Source organism: Sulfitobacter donghicola DSW-25 = KCTC 12864 = JCM 14565, assembly GCF_000622405.1.
In the GTDB taxonomy this organism is placed as follows: Bacteria; Pseudomonadota; Alphaproteobacteria; order Rhodobacterales; family Rhodobacteraceae; genus Sulfitobacter; species Sulfitobacter donghicola.
Genome location: NZ_JASF01000005.1, coordinates 1,481,615 through 1,494,043, shown reverse-complemented (window position 1 = coordinate 1,494,043; position 12,429 = coordinate 1,481,615). Strand labels below are relative to the sequence as shown.

Genomic DNA, 12,429 nt, shown 5'->3' with positions numbered 1-12,429 from the left:
ACACATGGCCAAAGTAATTGGTATTGACCTTGGAACTACAAACTCCTGTATCGCTATCATGGACGGTAGCCAGCCCCGCGTTATCGAAAACGCAGAGGGCGCGCGCACAACACCTTCTATCGTAGCCTTCACCGAAGACGAGCGCCTCGTTGGCCAGCCGGCAAAACGCCAGGCCGTCACCAACCCAGACAACACAATCTTTGGTGTAAAGCGTCTGATCGGCCGTCGTAACGACGACGCGGATCTGGCCAAAGACAAGAAAAACCTGCCTTTCAACGTAATTAACGGCGGCAACGGCGACGCATGGGTCGAAGCCCGCGGTGAGAAATACTCCCCGTCGCAAATCTCTGCCTTCATCTTGGGCAAGATGAAAGAAACAGCTGAATCATACCTCGGCGAAGAAGTATCTCAGGCGGTTATCACCGTTCCTGCATACTTTAACGACGCCCAGCGTCAGGCCACAAAAGACGCCGGCAAAATCGCTGGCCTCGAAGTGCTGCGCATCATCAACGAGCCAACAGCGGCTGCGCTGGCATACGGCCTCGACAAAGAAGAAACACAAACCATCGCGGTTTATGACCTTGGCGGCGGTACATTCGACGTAACCATCCTCGAAATCGACGATGGCCTGTTCGAAGTGAAATCCACCAACGGTGACACGTTCCTCGGCGGTGAAGACTTTGACATGCGCATCGTGAACTACCTCGCGGATGAGTTCAAAAAAGAGAACCAAGTCGACCTGACCCAAGACAAAATGGCCCTTCAGCGTCTGAAAGAAGCTGCCGAAAAAGCCAAAATCGAATTGTCTTCGGCAACCCAGACCGAGATCAACCAGCCGTTTATCTCCATGGGCTCCACTGGCCAGCCATTGCACATGGTTATGAAACTGACCCGTGCAAAACTGGAAAGCCTCGTTGGCGACCTGATCAAAGCCTCCATGAAACCTTGCGCAGCAGCGTTGAAAGATGCCGGTCTGGCCGCATCTGACATCGACGAAGTTGTTCTGGTTGGTGGTATGACCCGCATGCCGCGCGTTATCGAAGAAGTCACAAAATTCTTCGGCAAAGAGCCGCACAAAGGTGTGAACCCAGACGAAGTTGTGGCCCTTGGCGCCGCGATCCAAGCTGGTGTTCTTCAGGGTGACGTTAAAGACGTTGTTCTTCTCGACGTGACGCCGCTGTCCTTGGGCATCGAAACACTTGGTGGTGTCTTCACCCGCCTGATCGACCGCAACACAACCATCCCAACGAAGAAGAGCCAGATCTTCTCGACTGCGGAAGACAACCAAAACGCCGTAACCATCCGCTGTTTCCAGGGTGAGCGTGAGATGGCTGCCGATAACAAGATCCTCGGTGCCTTCAACCTCGAAGAAATCCCACCAGCCCCACGCGGCATGCCACAGATCGAAGTCACCTTTGACATCGATGCCAACGGTATCGTTTCGGTAGGTGCTTTGGACAAAGGGACCGGCAAAGAGCAAAAGATCACGATCCAAGCTTCTGGCGGTCTGTCCGATGCCGACATCGAAAAAATGGTTCAAGACGCCGAAGACAACGCAGAAGCGGATAAAGAACGCCGCGAGTTGATCGAAGCGAAAAACCAAGCCGAGAGCCTGATCCACTCCACCGAGAAATCCGTGGAAGAGCACTCTGACAAGGTTGATCCAACAACCGTCGAAGCGATCGAACTGGCCATCGCAGCGTTGAAAGACGAGATGGAAACTGAGAACGCCGAGAAGATCAAATCTGGCATCCAGAACGTCACCGAAGCGGCGATGAAACTGGGTGAAGCGATCTACAAGAGCGCGCAGGAAGCTGGCGAAGACGACATGGCAGCAGCAGCCGACGAAGGTCCAGCAGGCGGCCCAGACGATGATATCGTCGACGCCGACTTCGAAGACCTCGATGGCGACAAGCGCTCCTAAATCCGTCTAACGGAACCAATGTAGGGGCCGGTCCGATCGACGGGCCGGCCCTTCGTGTTCCTGTAAAGGGTACTACTGATGTCAAAACGTGATTATTACGATGTTCTCGGAGTCGCCAAAGGCGCCTCCGCCGATGAAATCAAAAAGGGCTATCGCAAAAAAGCGAAAGAGTACCATCCAGATCGCAACGCAGACAAACCCGAGGCCGAAGGCAAGTTCAAAGAAGCCAACGAGGCTTATGAAGTGCTCAAAGATGCCGACAAAAAAGCTGCATATGATCGCTATGGTCATGCAGCATTTGAAGGCGGCATGGGCGGCGGCGGCGGTGGTCGTCCGGGCGGTGGCTTTGGCGGCGGTCAGGGGGATTTCTCCTCTGCTTTCTCCGATGTTTTCGACGATTTGTTCGGCGATTTCATGGGCGGGCGTGGCCAACAAGGCGGCGGTGGCCGCCGTGCAGCGCGCGGATCTGATCTGCGCTTTAACCTGCGTGTCTCTCTTGAGGATGCGTTTTCGGGTCTGCAAAAATCGATCAACGTCCCAACCTCGGTCGGCTGTGATTCCTGTAAAGGAACAGGCGCCGAAGGCGGCGCCGAACCTACAACCTGCCCCACCTGTTCGGGCATGGGCAAAGTACGCGCGCAGCAAGGTTTCTTTACGGTTGAGCGCACCTGCCCCACCTGTAATGGCCTAGGCCAAATCATCAAAAACCCTTGTAAGGTTTGCCATGGTGCAGGGCGTGTGGAAAAAGACCGCTCGCTTTCTGTGAACATCCCTGCGGGTGTTGAAACAGGCACACGCATTCGCCTTGCTGGCGAAGGCGAAGCAGGCATGCGCGGCGGTCCGTCTGGTGATCTTTACATCTTTATCGAGGTGGAAGAGCACGAGCTATTCGAACGTGATGGCCCCAACCTGTTCTGCCGTGTCCCTGTGACCATGAGCAACGCCGCTCTAGGTGGCAGCATCGAGGTTCCGACCATCGATGGTGGCCGCGGCCGTGTACAGGTCCCCGCAGGCAGCCAATCTGGCCGCCAAATGCGTTTGCGTGGCAAAGGCATGCCGCACCTTCGCGGTGGCGCAACGGGTGACATGATCATCGAACTGGCTGTCGAGACTCCTGTGAACCTCACAGCACGTCAAAAAGAAATCCTGCGCGAATTTGATGAGCTCTCGGAAGAGAACAACCCAGAAAGCAGCAGCTTCTTTTCCTCTGTGAAATCCTTCTGGGAATCCATGAAGGGCTGACGCCGTTCTGAAAGACGGAAACTAACGAATGGCGCGTTGATTTGATCATCGCGCCATTTTTGCATTTGCCCCTCTGCCGCCCTGTATGCACCTGCGGTGTACGCGCGGTGCACAATGTGTGACTCCTAATTTCCAGTTAATTCTCGGCCTCATTAACTATTCCCTAACCAACACCAGACAAGCTGACCCTATGACCAGCTTCCACGAACAATCCCTCCCATTTTTCACGGATGAGGCCCCTACCGCGCAACCCGTGAGCGGCAAACAACCCTCCTATATCAAAGACCACCGGCAACGGCTTCGTGCCCGATTTATGGCTGGCGGTGCGGCGGCAATGCCGGAATATGAACTGCTGGAACTGATCCTCTTTCGCGCAATTCCACGGCGCGATGTAAAACCCCTCGCCAACGCGCTGATGGAGCGTTTTGGCGATTTCAACCGCGTCATCACCGCGTCCGAAGCACGGCTGCGCGACATTTCTGGCGTTGGGGATGCAGTCGTTATTGAGTTGAAAATTATCGAGGCAGCAGCCCACCGCATGGCCCGTTCGAAAATCATACAAACGCAGGTTTTATCCAGCTGGGATGCCCTGCTGGATTACTGCCACACCACGATGGCCCACCGCGAAACAGAACAATTTCGGGTGCTATATCTAGATCGAAAAAACGTTCTGATCGGGGATGAGGAACAGGCCAAAGGCACCGTCGATCACGTCCCCGTCTACCCCAGAGAAGTGGCCAAACGCGCCTTGGAGTTAAATGCTTCTGCCTTGATTTTAGTGCATAATCACCCGTCGGGTGATCCAACACCTTCGCAATCAGACATCGACATGACAAACCGCGTTAACGCGGCTTGTGACGCGCTTGGGATTACGCTGCACGACCATCTCATCATCGGAAAATCACAGGAACTCAGCTTTCGGTCCGAAGGGTATCTTTAGCGGACCCAAACCTCGACGCGGCGGTTTGCGCGGCGCCCCCACGAGCTTTCATCGCAAGCCATGGGCATTGCTTCGCCAAACGCATCAACGCCCAGCTCAACACGCCCCAAATTGGCCGCGACGGCCGCTTCGCTCACGGCGCGGCGCACCGCATCGGCACGGCGCAGCGCGATGTCTCGGTTGGCCTCTGACGGGCCTTCACCATCACTGAACCCAACGAATAACAGGCGCCTTGCATCATACTGGCCAACTTCCAGCGCGCGCGCCAATTGCTGCACGTTTGAACGCGATTGTGCATCCAATCGGATAGATCCGGCCTCAAACCGAAACGACGTGCTAAGCCGCGCCATAGGCGTCAGCGTCGCGGTCATCCGCTGTAGTTCACCCAATGTTATTTCTGTGCCTGCCTTTGCAATTGCATTTGCAAAACGGTTTCCCTGCTGCTCAACAGCTATTTCCTCTGGCGTCTGATCCACAAACCCTGATCGCCGAATAACAATCTGCGCCGCTGGCCCCCGCGTGAACGCCAAAAATTCACGCGCTAAACGCGGCAAACGGCGCGCTGGAAAATACAAGAACATCGGTGCTGTCAGCGGGTAATCTTCGGTTTTGATTGCGCGGCGCGAGGCCTGCATGGAAAACCCGCAAGACCCCGTCAACATCAACGGCTGCGTATCGCCGCGGTCTGCGTAGCTGGTAACGCCCAAGGCAAATGTATCCGCAGCCACCGCTTGGGAAAGGTCCCATGGCGCCGCATGGTGGGTTGCTTGGCCCGAGAATTTGCTAAGGTTTGCGGGTTGTAGCAATTGGTCCACAATCGCCTGCCCCAGCCCCGAGGCATCACCAGGTAAATGCAAATCAATCGGAACATCAGGGCCACCTAGCGCCTGCCAATTTGTAATTTGCCCTGCTAGCACCAGCGCCAAATTCGCCGGTGAGATCCCTTGAATAGGATTGCTGCCAGAAACAACAGGAACAATCGCATCCAACGCCAAAACGCGGCTACGGTTGATGCCTGTCATATCCCCAAGGCCAGCTTCGCGTGCGCGTTTTCGCTCCTCTGGCCTGATCTCTCTGAGGGACATCACAATGTCCGCTTCGTCAGCCAATAGATCGGCAAATCCTTCATCCGTGTTTGTCACACGAAAGAAAAACCGCGCGGCCAGTTTCTTGTCGCTTTCGCGGCGGATCAGATAGGTAAAGGTCGTCGAGTCTTCGCCCTCTACCCGTTCGGTTACATAGTTATTCTTGCGCGCAAAAGCCTCGATAAGGGCAGGCATCACAACCGCCCCCAAAGTAGGAGCACCCGATATCTGTAGCTCGGCGACAAAGTCCTGCAGGTTCGGGCAGGCAGGCCCGCTGCACAACACACCAGACCCATCAACAGTCAGCTCGCCATATTCTGTTTGGACGCGATAAAATTCGCCGTCGAATCCCAACAGGGTGCCGCTCAGCTCAATTTTGCTATCACGAGAGGTAAGCGTGATGTCCTGCGCGAGGGCAGATACGGTAGTTCCAAAAAGGAAAAGCGCGGCGAAAAACGCCGCACATATCGCATTAGTCATGTGACCTCGAGGTTGCGTTAGTTAGACGCAACTTTCAGGTCTTCGAACAAATTATTCAACACAAGAAAGTTCCCAGCGGCGTCACAGTCTGGAACTGACAGCGTCAAATCACGTGATGTGATATCGTTGCCACTGTTTGTTTGCAAGGTTTGTGCTTCGATCTCCAAGCCGCAGTTTGCTTTTGCGACTTCAGTTTCAACGCTCAGGTCCACTTTATCGGCCTGATCGCTAGGGAAGGTATAGACCTCGGCCACAAGACCATCGGCCACTTCTGGATCGCCAAGCAGCGCGATAAAGCCACCCTGCCCCGTCACCGCAAAAGACATATCTCGCGCCGCGCCAGACCATACATGGCCTTCATCACCGTAATCCGCACCGTTTTCACGGGCGTGAAGTTGGAAACCTGTATCGCCTTTCCACTGTACTGCGACACGATTGTAATCCGCCAATTCATCCACAACAGCCTGCGCAACGGCACCTTCGCCATTGTTGAAAGCCACAACAAATGTCGCGTCGATGGACATGGAAGGGACGGTGATATCAAAGGCACCGTTTTCATCTGTCAGCTGGTTAAACAGCAACCCGCTGTGATGCACGGTCACGCGCTCATTCGGGAGGCAGGCGGCATCAACTGTCAGGTTAACCATTGCCGCTGCGACTGGGCGCGCATTTGCGGTGATTTCACAGATCATCTCGGCGGTGTCTTCCATTGCCGGTTTTTCCGCATCAACGGTGCCCGCAACGACACCAGAGGGAAGGTCATCCAAAGCTGGCGCTGCCATTTCTTGCTCTGGCGCAAAAGAGACTGGCTCTTCTTTTTGTGGTTTAACGAAATCATCCGCAAATTCAGCGGATGTCAGGACGATTTCTTCAACATCCAAAACAGCAGCATCAGCATTGGCTAGAGTGGCGCCTTGGTACTGCGAGGAAGGAGCCGTCGTCGCGGACTGCTGCATGAAAAAGCCAATGCCAACGGCACAGCTTAGTGTTCCGGCAGCCATTAGTATCTCTTTGCGGTAGCGCATCATCTCGTTCCCTTGTTACGGATTGGGTCGAGACCATCTTTCAACTGAAAACAGGGCCGCAATGGGGCGACCCTGTAGTGTTATTGTGACGATTCTAAGACGAGAAATCTATGTCAGTTCGCCGTGGCAATGTTTGAACTTTTTCCCTGATCCACAGGGGCACAGATCATTTCGACCTGGATTGCCCCAAGTCGACGGATCGTTTTCATCAAACCCTTCCGCTGCTGCTTCGGCTGTATTTACAGTCAGATCAGCGGCGGCTGCCGCAGCTTGTTCTTGTTCCAACATCTGCTGCATCATGCGCTGCTGCTCTTCTTCGCTGGCTGGCTCAACCCGCGAAAGACGCTGGGTGACGTCCGAACGCAAGCTATCAAGCATCCCCTCAAACAGCTGGAATGATTCATTTTTATATTCGTTCAGCGGATCACGTTGCGCGTAGCCACGGAACCCAACAACCGAACGCAAATGCTCTAGCGTGAGAAGGTGCTCGCGCCATTTGGCATCAATCGTCTGCAACAAAAAGTGCTTTTCGATGTTGCGCATGTTCTCGGGGCCAAAGCGTTCTGCCTTGCCCTCCATCAGCTTGTCGGTGGCTTCGATCAGGCGTTCGCGAACGATGTCGTCGTCAACGCCGTCTTCTTCACACCACGCAATAACAGGCACATCAACGCCAAGCTGTTCGATAACAGCGGCGTAAAACCCCTGCGTATCCCATTGGTCAGCATAGGTGTTACGCGGCATATATTGATCAACCAGATCATCAATCACCTGATGGCGCATGTCTTCGGTGATTTCATGCAGATCCTGAGATTCCATGATGTCACGGCGCTGGCCAAAGATAACCTTACGCTGTTCATTCATCACGTCGTCGAATTTCAGCAGCTGCTTGCGAATGTCAAAGTTACGGCCTTCGACCTTGCCCTGTGCACGCTCAAGCGATTTGTTGACCCAAGGGTGGATGATCGCCTCGCCTTCTTTAAGGCCCAGCGACGTCAGAACTTTTTCCAGACGCTCAGAGCCAAAGATGCGCATCAAATCGTCTTCCAACGACAGGAAGAACGAAGAGCGGCCAGGGTCACCCTGACGGCCCGAACGGCCGCGCAGCTGGTTATCAATACGGCGGCTTTCGTGGCGCTCGGACGCCAGAACATACAGGCCACCGGATTCAAGAACCTGCTTTTTCTCGTCGGCATGCTCTGCTTCGATCTTTGCGCGGATCGCGATTGGGTCTGCTTCGGGGTCAGCCGATAGGGCCTCTTGTACCTTCAGTTCGACATTGCCGCCCAGCTGAATATCGGTACCACGGCCCGCCATGTTGGTGGCGATTGTCACCGCACCCAGTTTACCCGCGTCACCAACAATTTGCGCCTCTTGTTCATGCAGGCGGGCGTTTAGGACATTGTGTTTGATGCCTTCGCCGTCCAGCATTTTGCTGAGCATTTCAGACTTTTCAATCGATGTCGTACCCACCAGACAAGGCTGGCCTTTGGCGTGGGCTTCTTTGACCTTTTCGATCATCGCCGCGTATTTTTCTGCCGCTGTACGGTAAACTGCATCGTCTTCGTCAACGCGCGAAACCGGAACGTTTGTGGGGACTTCGACCACGCCCAATCCATAGATCTCCATGAATTCGTCAGCTTCGGTCAGGGCCGTACCCGTCATGCCGCCCAGTTTGTTGTACAGGCGGAAATAGTTCTGGAACGTCACCGAAGCGAGCGTGATGTTCTCTGGTTTGATATCCACGCCTTCTTTGGCTTCGATCGCCTGATGCAGGCCATCCCCCAAACGGCGGCCCGCCATCATACGGCCTGTGAATTCGTCGATCAGCACGACTTCGTTGTTGCGAACGATATAATCTTTGTCTTTTTCAAACAGCTTATGCGCACGCAAACCTTGGTTGACGTGGTGAACAATTGATGTGCTTTCGGGATCGTAGAGGGTGAACCCTTCTTCCAGCAGTTCGCGGGCGCGCAATTGCTCTTCGAGGAACTCGATGCCCTCATCGGTAAAGGTCACATTGCGGGTCTTTTCATCCAGCTCATAATGTTCTGGCACCAGCGATGGGATCACACCGTCAATCGTCTGATACATGTCAGAGCGGTCATCAGATGGACCAGAGATAACCAGAGGTGTGCGCGCCTCATCAATCAGAATGCTGTCAACTTCATCCACGATGGCAAAGTTATGCTCTTTCTGGTAAATCTCGCTTAGCTCGGCCTTCATGTTATCGCGCAGATAGTCAAAGCCCAACTCGTTGTTGGTGGCATAGGTGATATCGCATTCATATGCGTGACGTTTTAGATCGTCGGGCATGTTCGGAACGATATAGCCTGTGGTGAGACCAAGAGAGGCAAACACCTTGCCCATCCATTCCGCGTCACGTTTCACCAGATATTCGTTCACCGTAACGATGTGCACACCCTTATGGGTCAGCGCGTTCAGGTAGGCCGCAAAGGTCGCGGTCAGGGTTTTACCCTCACCTGTTTTTTGCTCGGCTACGTTACCTTGGTGCAGGAAAATCGCGCCCATCAGCTGCGTGTCAAATGCGCGCAGGCCCAACGTGCGGCGCGCACCTTCGCGGCAGTTTGCAAAGGCTTCGGGCAATAGCGCATCAAGGCTCTCGCCTTTCATGGCGCGGGTTGCCAGCTCTTCTGTTTTGTCTTTAATCGCCTCATCGCTGAGTTTTTCAAACTCTGGCTCTAATGCATTAATCTTTTCAACAATTGGACGGACCGCTTTGATCTTGCGATCATTTGGTGTGCCAAAAACCTTTTTGGCGATTTTTCCAAGTCCCAGCATGCGATCTCCAGCCGAAGTTTAAATTGTTCTACGCGTTCGGCTTGCCCCGCAATCCCCCAGTCCATAAATAGAAAGAGAGAATGGTGGCACGAAGCCGCGCCCATTTGCGATGTAAGGGCCACCATGTAGCGTGTCAATGTAACCGGACCAATCGCGCCGGAATGATAGGACGATCCATGCAAAAACCCCTCACTTTTCTCGCCTCTTTGGCATTTGCTGCAACACTTGCCCTGCCCGTAAGCGCGCAAGAGACCGCCGTTGCAGACCCATCTGTTGTGGTGGCAACCGTTGGTGACACTGAAATCACAGTTGGTCACATGATCGTTGCTTGGGCCAGCCTGCCGGACCAATACAAAGGATTGCCCGATGATGTTCTGTTTCAGGGGATCCTTGATCAGCTGATCCAGCAAACCGCTCTTCAGCAAAAATTCACCGGCGAGCTGCCAAAGCGTGTGGAACTACAGCTGGAAAACGAACGCCGTTCTTTGACCGCAGGCGAAGCCATCAACGGCATCATGGAAGCTCCGCTGGACGAAGCCGAAGTGCTTGCAGCCTATGAGGCCGATTATGGCAGCGCTGACAAAGTACCGGAATTCAACGCGTCCCACATCCTTGTCGAAACCGAAGAGGAAGCAATCGCTGTTCAAAAGGAACTCGCTGAAGGTGCAGAATTTGAAGCAGTAGCGCGTGAAAAATCAACGGGCCCTTCTGGCCCGAATGGTGGCCAGCTAGGGTGGTTTGGCAAAGGCGCGATGGTGCCTGAATTTGAAGCCGCTGTAATTGAAATGGACGTTGATGCCATTTCCGACCCTGTCAAAACCCAATTCGGCTGGCACGTCATCAAGCTGAACGAGACCCGCGTTCAAGAGGCGCCGCCTCTGGAGGAAGTTCGCGAAGAAATCGAACTGCAAATTCGTCAAATCCGCGCGCAAGCCACGATTGAAGAGGTCACCGCCATCGCCAAAGTAGACCGCAGCGGCGCAGAGGGTGTTAACCCTAGTGTTCTCAAGCAACTTGAAGTGCTGGAGTAAGCCCAACCATGGCACAGATCACCGCCGTTTCTCCTTTGGCTCCGGCCAAGTTTCCTACCCTGCCTGTGATTCAGGGCGTCCAATTCGCAACCATTGCGGCAGGGGTCAAATATCAGGGGCGTAGCGATGTTATGCTGGCTACTCTGGCAGCAGGCACTGTGATTGCAGGCGCGTTTACGCGGTCTGCGACACGTGCTGCCCCTGTATTGGACTGTCAGGAAAAACTGGGTGGGACATCGGATGGGGGGGCGGCGATCCTTGTCAATTCGGGCAATGCAAATGCGTTTACAGGCAAACACGGCACCGCCTCGGTAGAGGCGATCACATCCTCCGTTGCTTCGGTTTGCGGTATTGATCAGGCGCGGGTCTTTACCTCGTCCACGGGCGTCATCGGAGAACCGTTGCCGCACGATCGTATCACCGCGTCGCTGGAAACCTTGGCGGCGACGACATCACCCGACAACATTGCCGACGCAGCCCAAGCGATCATGACAACCGATACCTTCCCCAAAGGCGCATCAGCCACAGTGGATGTGAACGGGCAATCGGTCTCTATTGCTGGGATTGCAAAGGGTTCAGGGATGATTGCGCCTGATATGGCTACGATGTTGGTCTATATCTTTACCGATGCAAAAATTGACCAAACCGCTTTACAGGGTTTGGTTTCAGACAGCAACAACAAGACGTTTAACTGCATCACGGTAGACAGTGATACCTCGACCTCTGACAGCCTGATCGTCGCGGCAACGGGTGCCAGCGGTGTGGACGTAAACGGCAATGAGGCCTTTGCCGCTGCCCTTCGCGATGTCATGCAAGATCTGGCGCATCAGGTCGTCCGCGATGGCGAAGGCGCAACGAAGTTTGTTGAAATCACCGTAACTGGCGCCGCATCCGATGCAGATGCAAAGGTTCATGGGCTGGCGATTGCAAATTCACCCTTGGTGAAAACCGCCGTTGCTGGCGAAGACCCGAACTGGGGCCGGATCGTCATGGCCGTTGGGAAATCTGGAGCCGCGGCCGATCGTGATCGGCTCAGCATTCGCTTTGGCGATGTCGAAGTGGCCAAAGATGGCTGGCGTAGCGAGGATTATTCCGAAGAGGCCGCAGCCGCGCAGATGAAAAAGGACGAAATCGCGATTGGGGTCGATATTGGCATCGGCACAGGCCGCGCCACTGTTTGGACCTGTGATCTGACCCATGGCTACATCACCATCAATGCTGATTACCGATCATGAAGATGGTTCTTGTATCGGCCGTGGCCCTGATTGACGTTGATGGCCGCGTTTTACTGGCCCAACGCCCCGAGGGGAAATCCATGGCGGGGCTGTGGGAGTTTCCAGGCGGTAAAATCGAAACAGGCGAAACGCCTGAGGCTGCGCTGATCCGTGAATTGAAGGAAGAGCTGGGCATCGACACTTGGGCGTCATGCCTTGCGCCACTTACTTTTGCCAGCCATTCCTATGAGGATTTCCACCTCATGATGCCTCTTTTCGCCTGTCGAAAATGGGAAGGGACACCGCAGCCTCGTGAGGGGCAGGTTTTGAAATGGGTCAAACCGAATGAAATGCGGGATTATCCGATGCCCGCTGCAGATATCCCCCTGATCGCGGTTTTGCGGGACTGGTTATAAGATCAGAACCATTTGTCATGGGTTTCGCCTCTAATCTCAGCGTTTATTTCAAAATTGTAGTAGATTTGTGAACAATAATTAGTAGTCTAGGCGCAGCTTAATTCTGGGGAGGATTGATATGCTGCGTACTATAACATTGGGGAGCGCGATCTCTATCCAAGGTACTTTTGTCCGATCAATGCCTGATGGCCGCATCGCGGTACAAGTGAACGACACTGTTTATTCGGGCGTGCCGGTAAAGAAGAAATAATCGCGACAAAAAGCGAAAACAAA

At 54.2% G+C, this 12,429-nt stretch carries 10 protein-coding genes; 7 read left to right on the top strand and 3 right to left on the bottom strand.

Annotated features, from left to right (window positions below; genetic code table 11):
* Positions 1-4 precede the first annotated feature (4 nt).
* From dnaK to radC, 3 genes are all read left to right on the top strand, one after another.
* Positions 5-1,924: a molecular chaperone DnaK gene (gene dnaK, locus Z948_RS0108165; protein ID WP_025059079.1), complete on the top strand. Its 1,920-nt coding sequence runs from the start codon at positions 5-7 to the stop codon at positions 1,922-1,924.
* Between the two features lie 78 nt (positions 1,925-2,002).
* The gene (dnaJ, locus tag Z948_RS0108160; RefSeq protein ID WP_025059078.1) at positions 2,003-3,166 is read left to right on the top strand and encodes a molecular chaperone DnaJ; all 1,164 of its coding nucleotides are present in this window, start codon (positions 2,003-2,005) and stop codon (positions 3,164-3,166) included.
* Between the two features lie 190 nt (positions 3,167-3,356).
* The gene (radC, locus tag Z948_RS0108155) at positions 3,357-4,106 is read left to right on the top strand and encodes a RadC family protein (RefSeq protein ID WP_025059077.1); all 750 of its coding nucleotides are present in this window, start codon (positions 3,357-3,359) and stop codon (positions 4,104-4,106) included.
* On the opposite strand, the gene Z948_RS0108150 is transcribed toward radC, so the two are convergent.
* The 3 genes from Z948_RS0108150 to secA all read right to left on the bottom strand — a co-directional run bounded on the left by Z948_RS0108150 (position 4,103) and on the right by secA (position 9,495).
* Positions 4,103-5,671: a substrate-binding domain-containing protein gene (locus Z948_RS0108150; RefSeq protein ID WP_025059076.1), complete on the bottom strand. Its 1,569-nt coding sequence runs from the start codon at positions 5,669-5,671 to the stop codon at positions 4,103-4,105. The genes radC and Z948_RS0108150 overlap by 4 nt on opposite strands.
* Positions 5,672-5,688: 17 nt before the next feature.
* Positions 5,689-6,672, bottom strand: coding sequence for a hypothetical protein (locus Z948_RS0108145; RefSeq protein WP_245604563.1), 984 nt, complete (start codon positions 6,670-6,672; stop codon positions 5,689-5,691).
* Between the two features lie 132 nt (positions 6,673-6,804).
* The gene (secA, locus tag Z948_RS0108140; protein WP_025059074.1) at positions 6,805-9,495 is read right to left on the bottom strand and encodes a preprotein translocase subunit SecA; all 2,691 of its coding nucleotides are present in this window, start codon (positions 9,493-9,495) and stop codon (positions 6,805-6,807) included.
* 176 nt (positions 9,496-9,671) lie between these two features.
* On the opposite strand from secA, the gene Z948_RS0108135 reads away from it, so the two are divergent.
* From Z948_RS0108135 to Z948_RS19265, 4 genes are all read left to right on the top strand, one after another.
* Positions 9,672-10,526, top strand: coding sequence for a peptidylprolyl isomerase (locus Z948_RS0108135; protein WP_025059073.1), 855 nt, complete (start codon positions 9,672-9,674; stop codon positions 10,524-10,526).
* 8 nt (positions 10,527-10,534) lie between these two features.
* Positions 10,535-11,761 carry a bifunctional glutamate N-acetyltransferase/amino-acid acetyltransferase ArgJ gene (argJ, locus tag Z948_RS0108130; protein WP_025059072.1) on the top strand — a complete coding sequence of 409 codons (1,227 nt, stop codon included), beginning with the start codon at positions 10,535-10,537 and terminating at the stop codon, positions 11,759-11,761.
* Positions 11,758-12,156, top strand: a complete 399-nt coding sequence (gene mutT, locus Z948_RS0108125; protein WP_025059071.1) for an 8-oxo-dGTP diphosphatase MutT — start codon at positions 11,758-11,760, stop codon at positions 12,154-12,156. Before argJ ends, mutT begins: the two co-directional genes overlap by 4 nt.
* Before the next feature lie 118 nt (positions 12,157-12,274).
* Positions 12,275-12,406, top strand: coding sequence for a hypothetical protein (locus Z948_RS19265; RefSeq protein ID WP_255209597.1), 132 nt, complete (start codon positions 12,275-12,277; stop codon positions 12,404-12,406).
* The last annotated feature ends 23 nt before the right edge of the window (positions 12,407-12,429 follow it).